Source organism: Streptomyces sp. enrichment culture (assembly GCF_964273255.1).
GTDB lineage: Bacteria > Actinomycetota > Actinomycetes > Streptomycetales > Streptomycetaceae > Streptomyces.
Map to the genome: position 1 here is coordinate 1,782,322 of NZ_OZ186835.1, position 23,579 is coordinate 1,805,900.

At 72.8% G+C, this 23,579-nt stretch carries 15 protein-coding genes; 2 read left to right on the forward strand and 13 right to left on the reverse strand.

The features are described from left to right. Positions 1-57 precede the first annotated feature (57 nt). Genes ACSU53_RS07570 through ACSU53_RS07580 form a run of 3 tightly spaced genes read right to left on the reverse strand, consistent with a single transcriptional unit; the run spans position 58 to position 2,128 of the window. Positions 58-366, reverse strand: coding sequence for an AzlD domain-containing protein (locus ACSU53_RS07570; RefSeq protein WP_437025824.1), 309 nt, complete (start codon positions 364-366; stop codon positions 58-60). After that, positions 363-1,145 (reverse strand): AzlC family ABC transporter permease, encoded by a 783-nt coding sequence (locus tag ACSU53_RS07575; RefSeq protein WP_437025826.1) that lies wholly within the window; start codon positions 1,143-1,145, stop codon positions 363-365. The genes ACSU53_RS07570 and ACSU53_RS07575 overlap by 4 nt, the downstream gene beginning before the upstream one ends. Further along, positions 1,118-2,128 carry an AraC family transcriptional regulator gene (locus ACSU53_RS07580; RefSeq protein WP_437025828.1) on the reverse strand — a complete coding sequence of 337 codons (1,011 nt, stop codon included), beginning with the start codon at positions 2,126-2,128 and terminating at the stop codon, positions 1,118-1,120. Before ACSU53_RS07580 ends, ACSU53_RS07575 begins: the two co-directional genes overlap by 28 nt. A gap of 169 nt (positions 2,129-2,297) precedes the next feature. On the opposite strand from ACSU53_RS07580, the gene ACSU53_RS07585 reads away from it, so the two are divergent. Then, positions 2,298-7,199, forward strand: a complete 4,902-nt coding sequence (locus ACSU53_RS07585) for an ATP-dependent helicase (protein WP_437025830.1) — start codon at positions 2,298-2,300, stop codon at positions 7,197-7,199. A gap of 40 nt (positions 7,200-7,239) precedes the next feature. Beyond that, positions 7,240-8,040 carry an Fpg/Nei family DNA glycosylase gene (locus tag ACSU53_RS07590; RefSeq protein ID WP_437025832.1) on the forward strand — a complete coding sequence of 267 codons (801 nt, stop codon included), beginning with the start codon at positions 7,240-7,242 and terminating at the stop codon, positions 8,038-8,040. Positions 8,041-8,311: 271 nt separating this feature from the next. Here ACSU53_RS07590 and ACSU53_RS07595 read toward each other — a convergent pair whose 3' ends face one another. From ACSU53_RS07595 to ACSU53_RS07640, 10 genes are all read right to left on the reverse strand, one after another. Then, a complete protein-coding gene (locus ACSU53_RS07595; RefSeq protein WP_437025834.1) occupies positions 8,312-8,602 on the reverse strand; it encodes a hypothetical protein in 291 nt (96 codons plus the stop codon). 94 nt (positions 8,603-8,696) lie between these two features. Further along, on the reverse strand, positions 8,697-9,167 hold the full coding sequence (locus tag ACSU53_RS07600; RefSeq protein WP_192233787.1) for a Dps family protein: 471 nt from the start codon (positions 9,165-9,167) through the stop codon (positions 8,697-8,699). 208 nt (positions 9,168-9,375) lie between these two features. Next, positions 9,376-9,756, reverse strand: coding sequence for a helix-turn-helix domain-containing protein (locus ACSU53_RS07605; RefSeq protein WP_164347000.1), 381 nt, complete (start codon positions 9,754-9,756; stop codon positions 9,376-9,378). 109 nt (positions 9,757-9,865) lie between these two features. Next, complete coding sequence (locus ACSU53_RS07610) at positions 9,866-10,411, reverse strand: CinA family protein (protein WP_437025836.1); 546 nt, start codon at positions 10,409-10,411, stop codon at positions 9,866-9,868. Continuing rightward, the gene (gene pgsA / locus ACSU53_RS07615; RefSeq protein WP_437025838.1) at positions 10,408-11,247 is read right to left on the reverse strand and encodes a CDP-diacylglycerol--glycerol-3-phosphate 3-phosphatidyltransferase; all 840 of its coding nucleotides are present in this window, start codon (positions 11,245-11,247) and stop codon (positions 10,408-10,410) included. The genes ACSU53_RS07610 and pgsA overlap by 4 nt, the downstream gene beginning before the upstream one ends. Continuing rightward, positions 11,244-12,719, reverse strand: coding sequence for a 30S ribosomal protein S12 methylthiotransferase RimO (gene rimO, locus ACSU53_RS07620; protein ID WP_437025840.1), 1,476 nt, complete (start codon positions 12,717-12,719; stop codon positions 11,244-11,246). The genes pgsA and rimO overlap by 4 nt, the downstream gene beginning before the upstream one ends. A 93-nt stretch (positions 12,720-12,812) precedes the next feature. Continuing rightward, positions 12,813-13,643 (reverse strand): helix-turn-helix domain-containing protein, encoded by an 831-nt coding sequence (locus tag ACSU53_RS07625; RefSeq protein WP_437025842.1) that lies wholly within the window; start codon positions 13,641-13,643, stop codon positions 12,813-12,815. A gap of 252 nt (positions 13,644-13,895) precedes the next feature. Then, positions 13,896-16,643, reverse strand: coding sequence for a DNA translocase FtsK (locus tag ACSU53_RS07630; RefSeq protein WP_437025844.1), 2,748 nt, complete (start codon positions 16,641-16,643; stop codon positions 13,896-13,898). 206 nt (positions 16,644-16,849) lie between these two features. Next, a complete protein-coding gene (locus tag ACSU53_RS07635; RefSeq protein WP_362096078.1) occupies positions 16,850-17,527 on the reverse strand; it encodes a response regulator in 678 nt (225 codons plus the stop codon). A 328-nt stretch (positions 17,528-17,855) separates the two neighbouring features. Further along, positions 17,856-23,318, reverse strand: coding sequence for a HAMP domain-containing protein (locus tag ACSU53_RS07640; protein WP_437025846.1), 5,463 nt, complete (start codon positions 23,316-23,318; stop codon positions 17,856-17,858). Positions 23,319-23,579: the final 261 nt, after the last annotated feature.

Below are 23,579 nucleotides of genomic sequence, written 5' to 3' on the forward strand. Positions count from 1 at the left end.
ACCCCCGGATCGACCGGACCCCGCCGGTCCGACGCCCCGCCCGCGCTCGCCGGTGGCTCAGCCGCCCAGGGCCCGCACGCCCGCCGTCACCACGACGGCCGCCGCCACCACGACCAGGAAGGGAGCCCGCAGCACGAGGGCCACGGCGGCCGCGCCCAGCCCCGCCGCCCGTGCGTCCAGCACCAGGGCCTGCCCGTCGCCGAACGTCTGCTGGGCGGTGAGGGCGGCGAGCAGGGCGACCGGGACCAGTGCCGCCAGACGCCGCACCAGGGGCCGTTCGAGGACACCGGCCGGGACCATGAGACCGGCCAGCTTGACGGCGTAGCAGCCGAGGACGGTCACGCCGATGGCGATCCAGATGGTCAACGGTCCTCCTCGGTCACGTCGTCCCGCGCACCCGCTCGCGACGCGCCCTGGGCCCGCCCCCGGGCGCCGAGGGCACGGCCCCGCGCCCACAGGACGGCCGGTGCGGCGAGGGCGGCCACCAGGACCGGCACCCCGGCCGGCAGGACGGGCAGGAGACCGAGCCCCAGCAGGACGGCGAGCCCGGCCACGAGACGTTCGGTGGTGGTCCGCAGCATCGGTGCGAGCAGCGCCAGGAACACCGCGGGGCCGGCCGCGTCCAGGCCCCACGTGGCGGTGTCGCCGATCGCCTCGGCACCGAGGGCGCCGAGCAGCGTGGTGAGGTTCCACAGCACGTAGAGGCTCAGCCCTGTCACCACGAAGCCGAGGCGGGCGCTGCGCCGGGTGGGCTGGGCGAGGGCGACCGCGGTCGTCTCGTCGATGACCCACTGGGCGGCGAAGGGCCGCACGGCGCGCGGGAGGGCCAGCAGCTGGGACAGGCGCAGTCCGTAGAAGGCGTTGCGCACGCCCAGGAAGAACGCCCCGGCGGCCGCCGTGAACGGGCTGCCGCCCGCCGCGATGGCCCCCACCAGGGCGAACTGCGAGGCTCCGGTGAAGACCAGCAGGCTCAGTACGCAGGTCTGGAGCAGGGTCAGCCCGCTGCCCGCCGAGGTCACGCCGAAGGCGAACCCGGAGAGTCCGACCGCCACGCCCACACCGAGGGCGTCCCGGACGACGGCGCGGTCGGGTTTCTCCTCCGCGGTGTCCGGAAGATTCACTGCCACTGTCTGTTCTGATGCCACACGCCGGACGGTAGGACGAGGCCGGGCGGTGCGTCTTGTACGTTCTTGCGCCCGCTTCGCAGACCGGGCGCCCCGGTCCCTCCGGTCTGCTCGTGCCGTCCGGTCTCTCCGGTCCCTCCGGTCTGTTCGTTCCGCCCGGCCTGTTCGTTCCGTCCGGCGTTCAGACGCTCGCGCTGGTAGGCGCCCGGCGGGACGCCGATCATGCGGCTGAAGTGCCGGTTCAGGTGCGGTTGGTCGGTGAAGCCGACCTCCAGGGCGGCCTGCGACGGAGGCGTCCCCGCGTCCAGCAGCCGCCGGGCGCGCCGCACCCGGGCGTCGGTGAGCCAGGTGTGCGGCGGCATGCCGTAGGCGTCCCGGAACGCCCGCAGGAGGGCGAACGGGCTGGTTCCCAGTTCGGCGGCCAGCTGCTCCAGCGTCGGGGGCGCGGCCATCCGCTCCTCGAGCAGGGCCCGCGCGCGGGCCGCGGTCCGGGCGCCCGCGGTCCGCACCTCCCGTCGCGGCAGGTTGCCGCCGTTGCGCCGCAGCAGGCGGGTCACGACGACCTTCAGCAGGGTGTCGGCGGCGAGCGCGTTGCCCTCGTCGGTGGCCCGGAGCACCTGGTGGACCAGGCGCACCGTGTAGGGGTCGTCCAGGACCGGGGTCACGAAGCCGGGCGTGCCGCGCAGGCTGGTGGTCTCGGCGGCGATGGCGCCGACCACCTCGGGCGAGGGGTAGACGGCGCCGTACCGCCACCCCTCGGGCACGCCAGCCCGGCCGGTGTGCGGGGTGTCCGGGTTGACGAGGGCGAGAGCCCCGGCACCGGCGTACTGGTCGCCGTTGCCGTGGTGGAAGATCTCCACGCCGTCGGCGATGGCGGCGATCACGAAGTGCTCGTGCGTGTGCCGGACGAACGTCTTGCGGATGTACCGGGCACGCAGCAGGTCGACACCGGGCAGTTCCTCGTACTGCCAGTGCCGTGCGCGCTCCCCGCCCGTTTCGGCCATACGGCCATTGTCACGCCGTCCCGGCCACGGCCGCGCGGGCCCCCCGCTCCGGCGGCCACGGCCCGGTGAGCGCTCGGTCCGGGGCCGCGCCGGGCCCGCCGCGGGGGCGCGCGCCGTGCCGTCCGGGCAGCTCAGGGCCATTGTCGGTGCCCGGGTGCAGGATGGACGCATGGTCGGCTCTCCGCATCACGCCCTGGACGGCTTCTCCCCCGCGACCCGTGGCTGGTTCTCGGGGGCGTTCTCCGCGCCCACCGCGGCGCAGGCCGGGGCGTGGCGGGCCATCCACGAGGGCTCGGACGTGCTGGTCGTCGCCCCCACCGGCTCCGGCAAGACCCTGGCCGCGTTCCTCGCGGCCCTGGACCAGCTGGCCTCCACGCCCCCGCCCGCCGACCCGAAGAAGCGCTGCCGGGTCCTGTACGTGTCGCCGCTGAAGGCCCTCGCCGTCGACGTGGAGCGCAACCTGCGCAGCCCGCTGACCGGCATCCGGCAGGAGGCGGTGCGCCGGGGGATGCCCGAGCCCGAGGTGAAGGTCGGCATCCGTTCCGGTGACACCCCGCCCGCCGAGCGCCGCGCGCTGTCCACGCGCCCGCCGGACATCCTGATCACCACGCCGGAGTCCCTGTTCCTCATGCTGACCTCGGCCGCGCGCGACGCGCTGTCGGGCGTGGAGACGGTGATCCTGGACGAGGTGCACGCGGTCGCGGGCACCAAGCGCGGGGCGCACCTGGCGCTGTCGCTGGAGCGGCTCGACGAGCTGCTGCCCGAGCCGGCCCGCCGCATCGGTCTGTCGGCGACGGTCCGCCCGGTCGACGAGGTGGCCCGGTTCCTGTCCCCGGGCCGCCGGGTGGAGACCGTCCAGCCGGAGTCGGGCAAGGAGTTCGACCTGTCCGTGGTGGTCCCGGTGGAGGACCTGGGGGAGCTGGGCGGCTCCCCCGTCGCCGACGGTTCGGAGGGCGCCGAACGCCCGTCGATCTGGCCGCACGTCGAGGAGCGGATCACCGATCTGGTCCAGTCCCACCGGTCGACGATCGTCTTCGCGAACTCCCGCCGCCTGGCCGAGCGCCTGTGCAACCGGCTCAACGAGATCGCCTACGAGCGGGCCACCGGGGAACCGCTGGACGAGCAGCACTCCCCCGCGGAGCTGATGGGCGGTTCGGGGGCCGCCCAGGGCGCGCCGGCGGTCATCGCGCGGGCCCACCACGGCTCGGTGTCCAAGGAGCAGCGCGCCCAGGTCGAGGAGGACCTGAAGGCGGGCCGGCTGCCGGCCGTGGTCGCCACCTCCAGCCTCGAACTCGGCATCGACATGGGCGCCGTGGACCTCGTGGTGCAGGTGGAGTCGCCGCCGTCGGTGGCCTCCGGGCTCCAGCGTGTCGGGCGCGCGGGCCACCAGGTGGGCGCGGAGTCCACGGGCGTGGTGTTCCCCAAGTACCGGGGCGACCTGGTCCAGGCGGCCGTGGTCACCGAGCGGATGCGCTCCGGTTCCATCGAGTCCCTGCGGGTCCCGGCCAACCCGCTGGACGTCCTCGCCCAGCAGCTCGTCGCCATGACCGCCATGGACACCTGGCAGTTCGACGACCTGCTGGCCCTGGTCCGCCGGGCGGCGCCGTTCGCGTCCCTGCCGGAGTCGGCGTTCACGGGCGTCCTGGACATGCTGGCCGGCCGCTACCCGTCCGACGCGTTCGCCGAGCTGCGCCCCCGGGTGGTGTGGGACCGGGTCACGGGTGAGATCACCGGCCGCCCGGGAGCGCAGCGCCTCGCGGTGACCTCCGGCGGGACCATCCCCGACCGGGGCCTGTTCGGGGTGTTCCTGGCGGGCGCCGACCCCAAGAAGGGCGGCGGCCGGGTCGGCGAGCTGGACGAGGAGATGGTCTACGAGTCCCGTGTGGGCGACGTGTTCACCCTGGGCACCAGCTCCTGGCGCATCGAGGACATCACCCGCGACCGCGTCCTGGTCTCCCCCGCCCCGGGGGTGCCCGGACGGCTCCCCTTCTGGAAGGGCGACCAGCTGGGCCGCCCCCTGGAGCTGGGCCGCGCGGTGGGCGCGTTCCTGCGCGAGGTGGGGTCGCTGTCCGCGGAGGACGCCCGCCTCCGGCTGGTCGCGGCGGGGCTGGACGCCTGGGCCGCCGACAACGTCCTGTCGTACCTCGCCGAGCAGCGCGAGGCGTGCGGCCACGTCCCGGACGACCGCACCATCGTCGTGGAACGCTTCCGCGACGAGCTGGGCGACTGGCGGGTCGTCGTGCACTCCCCGTTCGGCGCCCAGGTGCACGCCCCGTGGGCGCTGGCGCTGGGGGCGCGCCTGTCCGAGCGGTACGGCATGGACGCCCAGGTGATGCACGCCGACGACGGCATCGTGCTGCGGCTGCCGGACGCCGACCTGATGGGCCTGGACCTCCTCGACCAGGAGCCCGCGCGGGCGGGCACCGCGTACGACGCGGACCAGGCGCCCGTCGGCGCTGCGGACGTCGTCTTCGACAAGGGCGAGGTCGACCAGGTCGTCACCGACCAGGTGGGCGGGTCGGCGCTGTTCGCGTCCCGGTTCCGGGAGTGCGCGGCCCGGGCGCTGCTGCTGCCGCGCCGCAACCCGGGCCGCCGGACGCCCTTGTGGCAGCAGCGGCAGCGCGCCTCCCAGCTGCTGCAGGTGGCCGGTGAGTTCGGCTCGTTCCCGATCGTCCTGGAAGCGGTCCGCGAGTGCCTCCAGGACGTCTTCGACGTTCCCGGGCTCGTGGAGCTGATGGGCGACCTGGAGGCGCGTACGGTGCGGTTGGTGGAGGTGACCACGCCCGAGCCGTCCCCCTTCGCCCGCTCCCTGCTGTTCGGGTACGTGGCGCAGTTCCTCTACGAGGGCGACTCGCCGCTCGCCGAGCGCCGCGCCGCCGCCCTGTCGCTGGACTCCCGGCTGCTGGCCGAGCTGCTCGGACAGGCGGAGCTGCGCGAACTCCTCGACGCCGACGTCCTGGCCGAGCTGGAGCGGGAGCTGCAGTGGCGCACCGAGGACCGGCGGGTGAAGGACGTCGAGGGCGTCGCCGACCTGCTGCGGATGCTCGGGCCGCTCACCGACGCCGAGCTCGCCGAACGGGGCGCCGAGCCGCAGTGGGCGCGGGAACTGGCGTCCGCGCGGCGCGCCATCCGGGTGCGCGTGGCCGGGGCGGACCACTGGGCGGCGATCGAGGACGCCGGACGGCTGCGGGACGCCCTGGGCACGGCGCTGCCGGTCGGGGTGCCGGAGGCGTTCACCGAACCGGTCCGGGACCCCCTCGGCGACCTCCTCGCCCGGTACGCGCGCACCCACGGCCCGTTCACCTCCGCCACCGCGGCGGCCCGCTTCGGCCTGGGGGTGGCCGTCACCGAGGGTGCGCTCCAGCGGCTCTCGGCGGCGGGCCGCATCGTGCAGGGCGAGTTCCATCCGGCCGGCATCGGCCAGGAGTGGTGCGACGCGGCCGTGCTGCGCAGGCTCCGCCGCCGTTCCCTGGCCGCCCTGCGGCAGGAGCTGGAACCGGTGCCGCCCCAGGCGCTGGCCCAGTTCCTCCCCCAGTGGCAGCACATCGGCAGGGGGCACGCGCTGCGCGGCGTCGACGGCCTGGTGCGCGCGGTGGAGCAGTTGCAGGGGGCCTCGGTGCCCGCGTCCGCCTTGGAGAAGCTGGTGCTGCCGTCCCGCGTGGCGGGTTACACCCCGGCGATGCTCGACGAGCTGACCGCCGCGGGCGAGGTGGTGTGGGCCGGCGCCGGCTCGCTGCCGGGCAAGGACGGCTGGGTCTCGCTCCTCCTGGCGGACTCGGCTCCCCTGCTGCTGCCGCCGCCGCATCCGCTGGAGCTCACCGCGCTCCACGAGTCCGTGCTGACCACCCTGGCGGGCGGCTACGGCCTGTTCTTCCGCCAGATCGCCGACCAGGTCCGTGCCACCACGCACCCCGAGGCCACCGACCCGCAACTGGCCGACGCCCTGTGGGACCTGGCCTGGTCGGGGCGGCTGACCAACGACACGCTCGGTCCCCTGCGGGCCCTGCTGGGCTCGGGCCGCACCGCCGGTTCCACGGCCCACCGCGCCAAGCGCCAGGTCCCGCGCGGGCGCTACGGCTCGCTGACCGCCGCCGCCCGCGGCAGCGCGCGCACCGGCCCGCCCACCGTCGGCGGCCGCTGGTCGCTGCTGCCGGACCGTGAACCGGACCCCACGGTGCGCGCCCACGCGCTGGCCCGCACCCTGCTGGACCGGCACGGCGTGGTGACCCGCGGCGCCGTCGGAGCAGAGGGTGTCGAGGGCGGCTTCTCGGCGGTGTACCGCATCCTGGCCGCCTTCGAGGAGACCGGGCAGGCGCGCCGCGGGTACGTGGTGGAAGGGCTCGGTGCCGCCCAGTTCGCGATGGACGGCGCGGTCGACCGCCTCCGCGCGGCGGCCAACGCCCGCGACCGGGGCGACGCCGTCCCCGCCGCCCCCGGCCCGGACCCCTTCGCGGCCGCCGGATCCGACAGCGCCCACGGGGCGTTCCCGGGCCCCGGCGACCTGCCCGGATTCCCGGCCGGGCCGGACCCCTGGGAACCGGACGGGACGCACCGGCCGGCTCCCGGCGACTACGTCTCCCCGCGCGACCGGCCCCGGACGCAGGCCCCGCCGCCCTGGCAGAACGGCGGGCGCTCCTCCTACGACCCGTTCGCGGGCCGTCGCACCGGCCCGGACACCGCGTCGCGGGCGGTGGTGCTGGCCGCCGCGGACCCGGCGAACGCCTACGGGGCGGCCCTGGGCTGGCCAGAGCCGCCGGACGGCGCCGGACACAAGCCGGGCCGCAAGGCCGGTTCGCTGGTGGTGCTGGTCGACGGGGAACTGACCCTGTACATGGAACGGGGCGGCAAGACGCTGCTGGCCTGGCCCGCCGACCCGGACGGCGCGCCCGCCGACGACCCCCGGCTGCCGGCCGCCGCACAGGCCCTGGCGGAAGCCGCCCGGGCGGGCTCGCTCGGCACGGTCACGGTCGAGCGCGTCAACGGCACCCCGTCCCTGACCTCCCCGCTGGGCCCGCTCCTGGAGGGCGCCGGCTTCGTCGCCACGCCCCGCGGGCTGCGCCTGCGCCCCTGACCGGCGGCCCGGGCGGGGCCCGGCGTGCCACCCTGGACCCATGCCCGAAGGAGACACGGTCTGGCAGGCCGCGAAGCGACTGGACGACGCCCTGGCCGGCCGGGTGCTCGTCCGCAGCGACCTGCGCGTGCCCCGCTTCGCCACCGCCGACCTCACCGGCCGGACGGTCCTCGACGTCACCGCGCGCGGCAAGCACCTGCTGACCCGCATCGAGGGCGGTCTGACCCTGCACTCGCACCTGCGGATGGACGGCTCGTGGCGGGTGTTCGAGCCCGGGCAGCGCTGGAACGGGGGCCCGGCCCACCAGATCCGGGCGATCCTGGCCAACACCGGCCACGCGGCCGTCGGCTACCGCCTGCCCGTGCTGGAGCTGCTGCGCACCGCCGAGGAGGAACGCGCCGTGGGCCACCTCGGTCCGGACCTCCTCGGCCCCGACTGGGATCCGGACGTGGCAATGGCCAACCTCCTCAAGGACCCCGACCGTCCGCTGGGCGAGGCCCTGCTGGACCAGCGCAACCTCGCCGGCATCGGCAACGTGTACAAGAGCGAGCTCTGCTTCCTGCTCGGCGTCACCCCGTGGCTGCCGGCCGGGCAGCTCCCCGCCGACCGCGCCGCCCGGCTGGTGGGCCTCGCCCGGGAGCTGCTGGAGTTCAACCGCGAGCGCCCGGTCCGCACCACCACGGGCCGACGGGGCGAGGACCTGTACGTGTACGGCCGCCGGCGCCGTCCCTGCCGCCGCTGCGGCACACCCGTCCGGGTCGCCGAGCAGGGCGACGGCTCCCGTGAGCGCCCCACGTACTGGTGCCCCGTCTGCCAGCCGGGCCCCGCGCCCGCCCGCTGACCGCCCGTCAGGTCCCGCGTGCGGCCCGGGTCCCCTGACCGGCGGCAGGACCGTCCGCGTCACCGCCTCCGAGGTCTCGCACTCCACCTGGACGGCGGCACACCTGGCCGGGCCACACCTCTCGTTCCCGCCGCGACCGCCCGGGGCTGCCCGACCACCGCCGCTCCGGCCCCACCGACCGGCGAGAAGGGCCAGGACGCCCTCCCTCGGCCCCTACGGCCACCACCGGCTCACGGCCGGCGTCGAGCCGGTCCGGCGGTGCGGTGTCCCCTCACCGGCCGCCCGTTCCGCCGGCACGCGGACGCCCCAGGCCCTCACCGGCCGCCCTGCCCCCGTCCCGCCCCGCGTTCCACGCCCGCCGCCACCGTCCCGCCGCGAGCGCCCCCTGTGCGCCCGCCTTCGGCACGCAGTGCACCGGCAGCACGCTCAGCCCCCAGCCGCCGGCGGCGACGGCACCCTCCAGGACGCCCGCGTCGGGCGCGTACACCAGCCGGGCCACCGCCCAGCACCACAGCACTCCCAGCCCCACAGCGGCCCCCCGGCGCACTATGCACCCGGTCACGGCCGCCACCTCCCGCCCGGCGCCCGGCGCCCCGGACCGCGGGCGCGTCCGTGGCGCCGCCGCGGGTCCACGGCGGCGCCGGAGGGCAGCCCGCTCAGCCGTTCCCGGCCTGGAACATCCAGCGCTGCTTCTCCAGGTCCGCGGTCACGGCGATGAGGATGTCCTGGCTCACCGGATCCGCCTCCTCGGTCGACGTCACCCGTTCCCGCATCCGGGCGATCACCGCGCCGAGGGCGTCCACCAGCGCGCCCACCGCGGCCGTGTCGTCGACCCACCCCTCCGGCGTCACCCCGATACCGCTGCCGACGGCGACCGTCGCGGCCCGCCCGTCGGGCGAGACACCGAGCGCCGCGGCGCGCTCCGCGACCGTGTCGGAGTGGGTCCGGGCGACCGTCACCACCTCGTCGAGCTGGAGGTGCACCGAGCGGAACCGCGGCCCGACGACGTTCCAGTGGATCTGCTTGGCCACCAGTGAGAGGTCCACCAGGTCGACGAGCGCGCCCTGCAGCGCCTCGGACACGGTCTTCAGGTTCGCATCGGACAACGGGCTCTTCACGACGTACATCCGCACCTCCGGGGTCACCCCCACCGTCTTCTCCCTCAACGATGACCGCCACGCGGCGTACCGGCAAACGCACACAACGGCCGCGGCGGGCGCCCCGCGGGGCGGGTCCGGACAAGCGAAAACCCCGGCGGCACCTTCCCGGGAGTCCCGGAAAGGCCCCTACCGGGGCATCTCTCAGCGTCACGCCACGCGGGGTGCGCCACCGCGCTCAGGCGGCGACGACGTCCACCGCTTCGGCGGGCGCCTTGATGGTCACCCGTTCCGGCGGCACACCGGTCACCGAGACGGAACCGAGCATCGGACGTACCGGCGTGGTGACGGGCTCGCTGGGGGTCGCTGCAGCAGACTGGGCCAGCTCCGCGAGGGCGAGCTCGTCGCTCACTTCCCGCATGAGCTCGGACATCCGTACGTCCAACGCGTCGCAGATTGCGGAGAGCAGCTCGGAGGAAGCCTCCTTCTGCCCCCGCTCCACCTCGGAGAGATAGCCGAGTGAGACTCGGGCGGACGAGGAGACTTCGCGCAGAGTACGGCCCTGGCGCTGGCGCTGCCGACGCAGCACGTCACCCAGCAGGCGACGGAGCAGAATCATCGGTGGCTCCCTCCTCGGACCGTGTAGCCGCATCCTTCTCGCCCCACCGTACCGCCTCGCGCCGCGGCCGTGCGGGGAGCGATGTCGTGTTCACTCTGGGCTGCAAACATCAAAACCCCCCGTTCCGTTCCGTATCCTGTGCCCGCTCATTTCCGGTCTGTTCGTCCGCAAGCTCCCTCAGGAGCAGTGCGAGTACGCTGCGTACACTCTCCATACGAATTTCCGCGCGGCCGCCGTTCAACCGCAGTCGCTCCACTTTTCCATCGGCGAGGGAACCAGAACCGGTCCCGGAGGGCCCGTGGACGGCCACGAACACCGTCCCGACCTCCTGCCCGTCCTGGGGATCGGGGCCCGCCACGCCGGTCGTGGCGATGCCCCAGTCGGCGCCCAGCGCCCTGCGCACGCCGGCCGCCATGTCCGCCGCGACCTGCGGATCCACGGCGCCGCGCGCTGCCAGCAGGGCGTCGTCGACGCCGAGCAGTCGGTGCTTCAGGTCGGTGGCGTAGGCGGTCACCGACCCACGGAAGACCCGGGACGCCCCGGGTACGGCGGTGATCTCCGCCGCCACCAGGCCACCCGTGAGCGACTCGGCCACGGCCAGCGTCCCGCCGTTCACCGTGAGGAGTCGCACCACCTGGGCGGCCGTCGAACTCACGCTTCCTTCTCCTCCAACGACGCGCGGCGCTCGGCGATTCCCCGCCTGCGCAGGATCACGGCCTGGCGCACGTAGTCCAGTCCGGTGGCGACGGTCAGCACCACGGCCGCGGCCATCACCCAGAAGCGCAGCGTCGCCAGCGGCCCCGTCAGCGCCAGGACGTACATGCCGACGGCCACGCCCTGGGTGAGGGTCTTCAGCTTGCCGCCGCGGCTGGCGGGGATGACTCCGTAGCGGATGACCAGGAAACGCAGCAGGGTGATGCCGAGTTCCCGGCCGAGGATGACGCCGGTGACCCACCACGGCAGATCGCCCAGCGCCGAGAGACAGATCAGCGCCGCCCCCATGATCGCCTTGTCGGCTATGGGGTCGGCGATCTTCCCGAAGTCGGTGACCAGGTTGTAGGTGCGCGCCAGGTGGCCGTCGAACAGGTCGGTGATCATGGCGATCGCGAAGGCCGCCCAGGCGAGCGACCGCCACGCCGGGTCGTAGCCGCCGTCGGCCAGCATCAGCATGACGAAGGCCGGGACCAGCAGCAGCCGGAGCATGGTCAGCAGGTTGGCGATGTTCCAGACGCTGGCCTGGTTGACCGCGGCGGCCGTGATCTTGCCGCCGCGGGCCCGCGTGCCGGCGTCGTCGGCCGGGCGGTCGGCCGCGCCGGAGGCGCTCGCCCCGCCGCTCGGCAGCCGGTCGTTCCCCGGTGCCGCGTCCCCGGCCCTGCGGGCCGCCGGACGTCCGGCCACCGGCCCCGGGACCGCTCCCGGGGCGGCACTCGCCGCCGTCGGCCTCCTCGCGCCGGAGGGGCCGCCTGCCGCGGATGCCGGGGCGCCCGTCATCTGCCCGCCTCCTCGATGTGTGCGAGCGAGCCGTGGAACAGCGGCTCGGCCACCAGGTCGACACCCTCGGTGCCCACCACCTTCGCCTCGACCATACGGCCGACCCGCACACCCTCGCCGCTCGTGAGCAGCACCTGGCCGTCCGTCTCCGGAGCCTGGTGCGCGGCACGGCCGTACACGCCCTCCTCCTCGTCGACGGACTCCACCAGCACGTGCACGGTCTCGCCGACGCGCTCCTCGGCGCGCTGCGAGACCAGTTCCTCGGCCAGCCGGGAGACGCGCGCCAGCCGGTCGGCGACGACGTCCTCGTCCAGCTTGCGGTCGTAGGTGGCCGCCTCGGTGCCCTCCTCGTCGGAGTAGCCGAAGACGCCGATGGCGTCCAGGCGCGCGTGGTTGAGGAACCGCTCCAGCTCGGCCAGGTCGTCCTCGGACTCGCCGGGGAAGCCGACGATGAAGTTGGAGCGCACACCCGCCTGCGGCGCCTTGCTCCGGACGGTGTCGAGCAGTTCCAGGAAGCGGTCGGTGTCACCGAAGCGGCGCATGGCGCGCAGCACGCCGGGCGCGGAGTGCTGGAAGGACAGGTCGAAGTAGGGGGCGACCTTCGGGGTGGAGGTCAGCACGTCGATCAGCCCCGGGCGCATCTCGGCCGGCTGGAGGTAGCTGACGCGCACCCGCTCGAGGCCGTCGACCTCCGCCAGCTCGGGCAGCAGCGACTCCAGCAGGCGGATGTCGCCGAGGTCCTTGCCGTAGGAGGTGTTGTTCTCGGAGACCAGCATGATCTCCTTCACGCCCTGTTCGGCCAGCCACCGCGTCTCGTTCAGCACGTCGCTGGGGCGGCGGGAGATGAAGGAACCGCGGAAGGAGGGGATGGCGCAGAAGGAGCAGCGCCGGTCGCAGCCGGAGGCCAGCTTCACGGAGGCGACCGGGGTGCCGTCCAGGCGGCGGCGCAGGGGTGCGCGGGGGCCCGAGGCGGGGGCGAGGCCGTCGGGGAGGTCCACGGGGGCGTGGCCGGGCAGCGCGACGGACGTGGCGGAGTCCTGCCGCTCGGCCGGGCTGATCGGCAGCAGCTTGCGCCGGTCGCGCGGAGTGTGGGAGGCGTGGATGCCGCCGTTCAGGATGGTCTGGAGGCGGTCGGAGATGTCGGCGTAGTCGTCGAAGCCGAGCACGCCGTCCGCCTCGGGGAGGGCGTCGGCGAGTTCCTTGCCGTACCGCTCGGCCATGCAGCCCACCGCCACGACGGCCTGCGTTCTCCCGTGCCCCTTGAGGTCGTTGGCCTCGAGGAGGGCGTCGACGGAGTCCTTCTTGGCCGCCTCGACGAAGCCACAGGTGTTCACGACCGCGACGTCGGCGGCCTCGGCGTCCTCCACGAGCTGCCAGCCGTCCGCCTCCAAACGGCCTGCGAGCTCCTCCGAGTCCACCTCGTTACGGGCGCAGCCAAGGGTGACGAGTGCGACGGTACGGCGTTCAGGCATGGGCTCAAGACTACTTCGTCCCGGCGCCGCCCCCCGCCGACGGGGTTGACCGCTCCCGGCCGGCCCCGTCGGCGGGGCGCTCCCCCGGGCCGGCTATCCGGCCTGGGGGTCGCCCTTGGTGTAGGTGAGGCGCTCCACGGCGCCCGACTGGAAGTCGTCCTCGATCTTCTTGCCGTTGACGAACAGCTCGACCGGGCCGGCGTCGCCGAGGACCAGATTGATCTTCGAGCTGTCCTGGAACGTCTTGGACTCGCCCTTCTTGAGCAGGCCGTCGAAGAGCATCCGGCCGTTGTGGCCCTTGGCGGAGATCCAGCTGGGTCCGTCGACGGCGCTGACCCGGACCGTCACCTTGTCCTGGGGTGCGGCGGCGATCGCGCTGTCGGAGGGTTCGGGCTCCTCGGGGACGACGGGCTTCTTGGACTTCGGGGCGGGCGAGGGCGAGGTGCTGGGCGTGGTGTCGTCCGCCACGTCGACCCTGCCGCCGTCGTCGCCGTTGACCATGGTGAAGCCGACGAAGCCGATCACCGCGACGATCGCGGCGACCATGGCGGCGGTCCAGTTGGGTCCGCGGCGCTCGGGACGGATGCGTTCCGCCTCGAACAGCGGGGCCGCGGGGGTCGGTGCCGACGGCGCACCGTGCTCGCTCTCGAACTGTGCGATCAGCGGAGCCGGGTCGAGGCCGACGGCGCGGGCCAGGGTCCGGATGTGCCCGCGGGCGTAGACGTCGCCGCCGCAGGGCGCGAAGTCGTCCGCCTCGATGGCGTGCACGATGGCGATCCGGACGCGGGTGGCGGTACTGACGTCGTCCACGGTGAGCCCGGCGGCGATACGCGCCTGCTGCAGGGCACGGCCGACGGGGGGGCGGGCTTCCTCGGATACGTCTTCGAACGGACGCTCGTCTTCAGGGGAGTTGCCGATGGACACGGGGGCGCCTTTCGAGCGTGTAGCCGCCTGTGCTGGAGGTTCAGTCTAGGAGGGGTACGAGAGGGTGGGGCAACCGGGCGGACGGACTTTGTACGCCATCGGAATGGCCCGACACACCGGCGGCGTTCCTGCTTTTTGTTGCTTCCCTCAACTTGACGTACGTCACAGGGAAACGGTTGCTCACGGATCCCTTACGGGTGAGTCACGATCGTCCACCCGGCCGTGCCGGGGTGACGGCCGTGTCCCGACTGCCTACCCTTCAGACTCCCCCCGGATCAGCGCGAGCACGCCATCCAGCTCGTCAGGCTTCACAAGAACGTCACGAGCCTTGGACCCCTCGCTCGGTCCGACGATGTTCCGGGACTCCATGAGGTCCATGAGCCGGCCGGCCTTGGCGAAGCCCACCCGCAGCTTGCGCTGGAGCATCGACGTCGACCCGAACTGGGTGGAGACCACCAACTCCGCCGCCTGGCACAGCAGGTCGAGGTCGTCGCCGATGTCCTCGTCGATCTCCTTCTTCTGCTTGGTCCCGACGACGACGTCCTCCCGGAAGACGGGCGCCATCTGGTCCTTGCAGTGCCGGACGACGGCCGCGACCTCCTCCTCGGTGACGAAGGCGCCCTGCAGCCGGGTCGGCTTGTTGGCCCCCATCGGCAGGAACAGCCCGTCGCCCTTGCCGATCAGCTTCTCGGCACCGGGCTGGTCGAGGATGACCCGCGAGTCGGCGAGCGAGGAGGTGGCGAACGCGAGCCGGGAGGGCACGTTCGCCTTGATCAGGCCGGTGACGACGTCGACGGAGGGCCGCTGGGTGGCGAGCACCAGGTGGATGCCGGCCGCCCGCGCGAGCTGCGTGATGCGCACGATGGCGTCCTCGACGTCCCGCGGGGCGACCATCATCAGGTCGGCCAGCTCGTCCACGATCACCAGCAGGTACGGGTAGGGCTGGAGTTCGCGCTCGCTGCCCGCGGGCGGCTCGACCTTGCCCTCGCGGACCGCGCGGTTGAAGTCGTCGATGTGCCGGTAGCCGTAGGCCGCGAGGTCGTCGTAGCGCAGGTCCATCTCGCGCACGACCCACTGCAGGGCCTCGGCGGCCCGCTTGGGGTTGGTGATGATCGGCGTGATCAGGTGCGGGATGCCCTCGTAGGCCGTCAGCTCGACGCGCTTGGGGTCGACGAGGATCATCCGGACGTCCTCCGGGGTCGCCCGCATCATGATCGAGGTGATCAGGCAGTTGATGCAGGACGACTTGCCCGAGCCGGTGGCGCCGGCGACCAGCATGTGCGGCATCTTCGCCAGCGAGTCCATGACGTAGCCGCCCTCGACGTCCTTGCCGAACGCGACCAGCATCGGGTCGTCGTCCTCGGCGGACTCCGCGAGCCGCAGCACGTCGCCGAGGTTCACCATCTCGCGGTCGGTGTTGGGGATCTCGATGCCGACCGCGGACTTGCCGGGGATGGGGCTGATGATGCGCACGTCGGGGCTGGCGACGGCGTAGGCGATGTTCTTGGTGAGGGCGGTGACCCGCTCGACCTTGACGGCCGGGCCGAGTTCGACCACGTACCGGGTGACCGTCGGGCCGCGGGTGAAGCCGGTGACGGCGGCGTCCACCTTGAACTCGGTGAAGACCTTCCGCAGCGCGTCCACTATGGCGTCGTTGGCCGCGCTGCGTGCCTTGCCGGGCCCGCCGCGGGTCAGCAGGTCGAGGGAGGGCAGGGAGTAGGTGATGTCGCCGGAGAGCTGGAGCTGTTCCGCGCGGGCGGGCAGGTCCCGGGGCTCAGGCGGCGGCGCCTTGGTCATGTCCAGCACGCCGGCCGGCGGACGGTCGCCCTTCGGCTCCTGCTTGGCCTTCCCGGGGCGGGAGGTGTCCTGTCGCGGGCGGGCGGCCGGCACGGGCGTGGGGGTGGTCGGCTCCCCGTCCCCGACGCGCACGCCCTGGGTGAGATCGGCGACGACCGGGGAGGGCGGCATCCCGTGCAGCACGGCGCCGTCGAGGGCGGCGGCCGCCGCGGCGGCCACGTCGACGGCGTCCATGGGCCGGTCCATGTCGGGCTGCGGCACGGCGGACCGGCGGGGGCGGCCCCGGCGCCGGGTCAGCGCCTCCTGCTCCGCCGTGTCGGGGTCGTACGCGTCGGGCTCCTCGGGGGCGGGTCCCCGCCTGCGGCGGCTCGCGGGCAGCGCCTCGCGCCACTGCTCCTCGTAGCGCTGGTCGTCCTCGCCGAAGTCCTCCGGCCCGGGGTCCTGGACCAGGCCCAGCTTCACGCCGAGCAGCCGCAGCCGCTGCGGGATGGCGTTGACGGGGGTGGCGGTGACCACGAGCAGCCCGAACACCGTGAGCAGTACCAGCAGGGGGACCGCGAGGACGTCGGTCATGGTGGACGACAGGGGGGTGGCCGCCGCCCAGCCGATGAGGCCGCCGGCGTCCCTTATGGCCTGCATGCCCTCGCTGCGGGCGGGCGAGCCGCACCCGATGTGGACTTGTCCGAGGACGCCGATGACGAGGGCCGACAGGCCGATCACGATCCGGCCGTTGGCCTCCGGCTTCTCCGGGTGCCGGATGAAGCGCACGGCGATGACCGTGACCAGGATCGGCACCAGCAGGTCGAGCCGGCCGAAGGCGCCGGTCACCAGGATCTCCACCAGGTCGCCGACCGGTCCCTCCAGGTCGGCCCAGGTGCCCGCGGCCACGATCAGGGCGATGGCGAGCAGCAGCAGGGCGAGGCCGTCCTTGCGGTGGGCCGGGTCGAGGTTCCTCGCCCCCGTCCCTATGCCGCGGAACACCGCGCCGACGGCGTGCGCCAGGCCGAGCCAGAGTGCGCGGACGAGACGGTAGACGCCGTTGGTCGGGTTCGGGGCGGGGGCGGGCTTCTTCGCCGGAGCCTTGCGCGCGGGCGCCTTCTTGGCGGGGGCCTTCTTGGCCGCGGCCTTCTTCGCCGGAGCCTTCGCGGAAGCGGCCGCCTTCTTCGCGGGCGGCTTCTTGGCTGCGGAGGGACGTGAGGCCATGGGTGTGAGGTTACCGCCGCAGACGCCGGGGGACACGTGTGCCCACTGCTTCACCCGTTCGTGTCGCATCCGTTGAGGCGTGAAGGTGACGCGACGGATGACGGCGTGTCAGGCCCGCCAGGAGCCCCGGGACACGGCCCGCCAGGTGCCGTGGGACGCGCAACACCTCCGCGCACGACGGTGGTTGTACGGCTCCACGCCCCGGTTCAGTTCTGCGAGGAGACGGACGAGGCGTTCCCGGCGCCCGGCTCCAGCGCGTCGAGCGCGCGCCGCAGACCCGTCAGCTTCCGCTCCAGGTGCGCGGCCGTCGCCACCGCGGCGGCGTCGGTCGCCTCGTCGTTGAGCTGCTTGGTGAGCGCCTCGGCCTGCTCCTCGACGGCGGCCAGCCGCGCCGAGAGCTCGGCGAGCAGTCCCGCCGGCTCCTTCGGCCGGTCGGCGTTCTTCTCGTCGCCCTCCAACTGCAGGCGCAGCAGGGCCGCCTGCTCGCGCAGCTGGCAGTTCTTCATGTACAGCTCGACGAAGACCGAGACCTTCGCGCGCAGCACCCACGGGTCGAACGGCTTGGAGATGTAGTCGACCGCCCCGGCCGCGTAACCGCGGAAGGTGTGGTGGGGGCCGTGGTTGATCGCCGTGAGGAAGATGATCGGGATGTCCCGGGTGCGCTCCCGTCGCTTGATGTGCGCCGCGGTCTCGAACCCGTCCATGCCCGGCATCTGCACGTCCAGCAGAATGACCGCGAAATCGTCCGTGAGCAGCGCCTTGAGCGCTTCCTCCCCGGACGATGCCCGCACCAGCGTCTGATCGAGCGCCGAGAGGATCGCCTCCAGCGCCAGCAGATTCTCCGGCCGGTCATCGACCAGGAGGATCTTGGCCTTCTGCACCATGGCCCGCCCTCCTCGCCCCGGCGTGGGGCCTCCCCTACTCGCAGGACCTGGGACGGCACCGGCAGGTGCCACCCCGAGGGACGGCTCCCTTGCGCCGCCCGTCCTTGTGCCGGTCATCGTAGCCGCACCCCGCCCGTCGCCACACCCTGTCACCGTGATGTCACTGTGCACACACCGGAAACGCGGCAGGAGACCAGAAGGTTCCCCGGATCGGGCCCTTCTACACGGCTTCCCGCGCACCGCGTGGGCGGCTGCGGAACGACACCGACGCCTCCTCCACGGTCGCACACCGCACGGCCGGCGGCCCCACCGCCCCGGCCGCCGCCACTCAGCCCCCCATCCACTGCTCCATCACCGACAGCAGGTGATCGGGGTCGACCGGCTTGGTCACGTAGTCCGAGGCACCCGACTCGATCGCCTTCTCCCGGTCGCCCTTCATCGCCTTGGCCGTCAGCGCGATGATCGGCAGCCCCGCGAACTGCGGCATCCGCCGGATCGCGGTGGTGGTCGCGTACCCGTCCATCTCCGGCATCATGATGTCCATCAGCACCACCGCCACGTCGTCGTGCTGCTCCAGGACCTCGATGCCCTCACGGCCGTTCTCCGCGTACAGCACCGACAGCCCGTGCTGCTCCAGCACGCTGGTCAGCGCGAACACGTTGCGGATGTCGTCGTCGACGATCAGCACCTTCTGCCCGCCGAAGCGGATGCCGCGCGACGGCCGGGGCGCCGCCTCCTGCTCCACGCCCGGCCACTGCTCCGGCTTCGGCGCCGCGGCCGGCTGCTCCAGCGCGGGCGTGGTCCTGCGGCGGCGCCGGAACAGCGCGGCCGGGGCCTGCTCGGTCTCCGGGCGCGACGCGGTCTCGGCCGGCGCGTCGCCCGCCGCCTCGGGCCCCGTCGACGTCACCGGGTCGCCGCCCTCCAGGGCGGGCAGCGCCTGCTGGTAGCCGTTGGGCGGCAGCTCGCTGGGGTGCAGCGGCAGGTACAGCGTGAAGGTGGAACCCCGGCCCGGCTCGCTCTGCGCGTGGATCTCACCGCCGAGCAGCTGCGCGATCTCCCGGGAGATCGACAGCCCGAGCCCGGTCCCGCCGTACTTCCGGCTGGTCGTCCCGTCCGCCTGCTTGAACGCCTCGAAGATGACCCGCATCTTGCTCGCCGCGATGCCGATCCCCGTGTCGGTCACCGAGAACGCGATGAGGTCGGCGTGCGGGTCGGTCAGCGACCCGGTCTCCAGCAACTGCTCCCGGATCCGCTGCGGGACGTCGTCGCGAGCGGGCCGGATGACCAGTTCGACCGACCCGGAGTCGGTGAACTTCACCGCGTTCGACAGCAGGTTGCGCAGCACCTGCAGCAGCCGCTGCTCGTCGGTGTGCAGGGTGGCGGGCAGCTCCGGCGACACCCGCACCGACAGGTCCAGGCCCTTCTCGGCGGTCAGCGGCCGGAAGGTGGCCTCCACGTAGTCGACGAGCTGGACGAGCGCGATCCGGGTCGGCGAGACGTCCATCTTGCCCGCCTCGACCTTCGACAGGTCGAGGATGTCGTTGATGAGCTGCAGCAGGTCGGAACCGGCCCCGTGGATGGTCTCGGCGAACTCGACCTGCTTCGGGGAGAGGTTGCCCTCGGCGTTGTCCGCGAGCAGCTTGGCCAGGATCAGCAGCGAGTTGAGCGGCGTACGCAGCTCGTGCGACATGTTCGCCAGGAACTCGCTCTTGTAGCGCATCGACACCGCGAGCTGTTCGGCGCGCTCCTCCAGGACCTGCCGGGCCTCCTCGATCTCGGTGTTCTTCACCTCGATGTCCCGGTTCTGCCGGGCCAGCAGCTCGGCCTTCTCCTCCAGTTCGGCGTTGGACGCCTGGAGGGCCTTCTGCCGCTGCTCCAACTCCGCCGACCGCTCCCGCAGTTGCTCGGTCAGCTCCTGCGACTGCCGCAGCAGCCGCTCCGTCTTGGTGTTGACCGAGATGGTGTTGACGCTGGTCGCGATCATCTCGGCGATCTGGTTGAGGAAGTCCTTCTGGATGTGCGTGAACGGCGTGAAGGACGCCAGCTCGATGACCCCGAGCACCTGCCCCTCGAACAGCACCGGCAGCACGATCACCTGCGCGGGCGGGGCCTCCCCGAGTCCCGAGGAGATCTTCAGGTAGCCGCTGGGCGCGTTCTCCACGAGGACGGTGCGCTTCTCCATGGCGGCGGTGCCGATCAGCCCCTCGCCGGGGCGGAACGACGTCGGCATGGAGCCCATGGAGTACCCGTACGAGCCGAGCATCCGCAGCTCGAACTGGTCGTCGTCGGCGGAGTGCAGGTCCTCGCCGTCCACCAGGGGCATCGCCAGGAAGAACGCGCCGTGCTGGGCGGAGACCACCGGCGTCAGCTCGCTCATGATCAGCGAGGCCACGTCCTCCAGGTCCCGGCGGCCCTGCATCAGCGCGGAGATCCGGGCGAGGTTGCCCTTGAGCCAGTCCTGCTCCTTGTTGGCGATCGTGGTGTCGCGCAGGTTGGCGATCATCTTGTTGATGTAGTCCTGGAGTTCCTGGATCTCCCCGGACGCGTCCACGTCGATCTTCAGGTTCAGGTCGCCGCGCGTCACGGCGGTCGCCACCCGCGCGATGGCGCGCACCTGCCGGGTCAGGTTCCCGGCCATCTCGTTCACCGACTCCGTCAGGTCGCGCCAGGTGCCGTCCACGTCCCGCACCCGCGCCTGCCCGCCGAGCTGGCCCTCGGTGCCCACCTCGCGGGCCACCCGGGTGACCTCCTCGGCGAAGGAGGACAGCTGGTCGACCATCGTGTTGATGGTCGTCTTCAGCTCCAGGATCTCCCCGCGCGCGTCGATGTCGATCTTCTTGGTCAGGTCGCCCTTGGCGATGGCGGTGGTCACCATGGCGATGTTGCGGACCTGACCGGTCAGGTTCGACGCCATCTGGTTCACGGACTCGGTGAGGTCCTTCCAGGTGCCGGCCACCCCCGGGACGTGCGCCTGACCGCCCAGGATGCCGTCCGTGCCCACCTCGCGCGCCACCTTGGTGACCTGCTCGGCGAACGCGCTCAGCGTCTTCACCATGATGTTGATGGTGTCGGCGAGCTGCGCCACCTCACCGCGCGCCTCGATGCTGACCTGCCGCGTCAGGTCGCCGTTGGCGACCGCGGCGGACACCTGGGAGATGTTCCGCACCTGGGTGGTGAGGTTCTTCGCCATCAGGTTGACGTTGTCGCTCAGGTCCTTCCAGATGCCCGTGACGCCGGGCACGTGCGCCTGGCCGCCCAGGATGCCCTCGGTGCCCACCTCGCGGGCGACGCGGGTCACCTGCTCGGCGAACGACGACAGCTGGTCGACCATCGTGTTGACGGTGGTGACCAGCTCCAGGATCTCGCCCTTGGCGTCGACGGTGATCTTCTTCGACAGATCGCCCTTGGCGACGGCGGTGGTGACCTCGGCGATGTTGCGCACCTGGAGGGTCAGGTTGTTCGCCATGCCGTTCACCGACTGGGTGAGGTCCTTCCAGGTGCCGGACACGCCCTGCACCTCGGCCTGACCGCCCAGGATGCCCTCGGTGCCCACCTCACGGGCGACGCGGGTGACCTCCTCCGCGAACGACGACAGCTGGTCCACCATCGTGTTCAGCGTGTTCTTCAGCTCCAGGATCTCCCCGCGCGCGTCCACGGTGATCTTCTGCGACAGGTCACCGCGCGCCACCGCCGTCGCCACCTGCGCGATGTTGCGCACCTGGCCGGTCAGGTTCGACGCCATGCCGTTCACCGAGTCCGTCAGGTCCCGCCACACCCCGGCGACCCCGGGCACCTGCGCCTGACCGCCGAGACGGCCCTCCGTGCCCACCTCCCGGGCCACCCGCGTGACCTGGTCGGCGAAGGAGGACAGCTGGTCCACCATCGTGTTGATGGTGTTCTTCAGCTCCAGGATCTCCCCACGCGCGTCCACGTCGATCTTCTGCGACAGGTCACCGCGCGCGACCGCCGTGGTCACCTGCGCGATGTTGCGCACCTGGGAGGTCAGGTTGCCCGCCATCGAGTTGACGGAGTCGGTCAGTTCCTTCCAGGTGCCCGAGACGCCGTCGACCCGGGCCTGTCCGCCCAGCCTGCCCTCGGTCCCCACGTCCCGGGCCATGCGGGTCACCTGGTCCGCGAACGACGACAGCTGGTCCACCATCGTGTTCACGGTGTTCTTCAGCTGCAGCATCTCGCCGGAGACGTCGACCGTGACCTTCTGCGACAGGTCACCGTTGGCGACCGCCGTCGTCACCTGCGCGATGTTCCTCACCTGTCCGGTGAGGTTGCGGAACGCCGTGTTGACGGAGTCCGTCAGGTCCTTCCACGTCCCCGCCGCGCCCGGCACCTGGGCCTGGCCGCCCAGCTCGCCCTCCACGCCGATCTCGCGCGCCACCCGCGTGACCTCGGCACCGAAGGAGGACAGCTGGTCCACCATCGTGTTGACGGTGTTCTTCAGCTCCAGCATCTCGCCGGCCACGTCCACCGTGACCTTCTGCGACAGGTCACCGTTGGCGACCGCCGTCGTCACCGCGGCGATGTCGCGCACCTGCGTGGTGAGGTTCCGGAACACCGTGTTGACGGAGTCCGTCAGGTCCTTCCACGTCCCCGCCGCGCCCGGCACGTTCGCCTGGCCGCCCAGCCGCCCCTCGGCGCCGACCTCGTTGGCGACCCGCGTGACCTCGTCGGCGAAGATCCGCAGCGTCTCGGTCATCTGGTTGATCGTCTCGGCGAGCTGCGCGACCTCGCCCCGGGCCGGCACGGTCACCTTCCGGGACAGGTCACCGTTGGCGACGGCCGTCGTCACCTCGGCGATCCCCCGCACCTGGGCCGTCAGATTGCCGGCCATGGTGTTCACCGAATCGGTGAGCTCCTTCCACACGCCGGCCACCCCGGGCACCTGGGCCTGCCCGCCCAGCGCGCCCTCGGTGCCCACCTCGCGCGCCACCCGCGTCACCTCGGAGGAGAACGCGGAGAGCTGGTCCACCATCGTGTTGACGGTGTTCTTCAGCTCGAGCATCTCGCCCTCGACGTGCACGGTCACCTTGCGCGACAGGTCACCGCGCGCGACCGCCGTCGTCACCAGGGCGATGTCCCGCACCTGCGCGGTCAGCCGCTCCGCCATGGTGTTGACCGAGTCCGTGAGGTCCTTCCACGAGCCGGACATGCCGCGCACCCGGGCCTGACCGCCCAGCTTGCCCTCGGTGCCGACCTCGCTGGCCACCCGCGTGACCTCGTCGGTGAACGTCGACAACTGGTCGACCAGGTTGTTCACGGTCCGCGCGACCTTCAGGAACTCCCCGCGCAGCGGATGACCGCTGCCGTCCGGCGCCTGCGTCCGCAGCTCCATGCGCGGCGACAGATCGCCCTCGGCCACCGCCGACAGCACCCGGCTCACCTCGGACACCGGGCGCACCAGGTCGTCGACCAGCGCGTTCGAGTGGTCGATCGCGGTCGCCCAGGAACCCTCGCAGGCCCCCGTCTCCAGCCGCTCCGTGAGCTTGCCCTCACGTCCGACCATCCGCCGCACCCGCGCGAGCTCACCCGTCAGGTGCAGATTGCGGTCGGCCACCTCGTTGAAGACCGCCGCGATCTCCGACATCACGCCGTCGCCGGACACCGTGAGCCGCTTGCGGAAATTGCCGTCCCGCATCGCCACCAGAGCCACCAGGAGCCGGTTCAGGGCCGCGGTGTCCACCACGGTGGTCCCGGACCGCTTCTTGCCCGGGCCACTGGAGGACGGTCCGCCCTTCGCGCGCGTCTTCGTGCTCCGCGTCGCTGCGCCAGACTCCACTGTGTCCCTCCCGCAGGGGTAGACCGTTACCGCTGTGCTCCGGTATCACCGCACGGTGTACCGGTTACTACTGCGCATTTCTGTACTACTGCGATGTCCGCCCGGCACGGCAGGGCGCCCCCCGAAGGGCTGCTGCCCATCCGGCGCGAAGCAAACTCCGCCTGCCCGGACCTTCACGACTAGCCTGCCCAGTGTTTCACCCCCACTGAACCAGGCCATAACAGTTCGGCAGCTTCGCACACCGTCCGCACACGCTCCGGA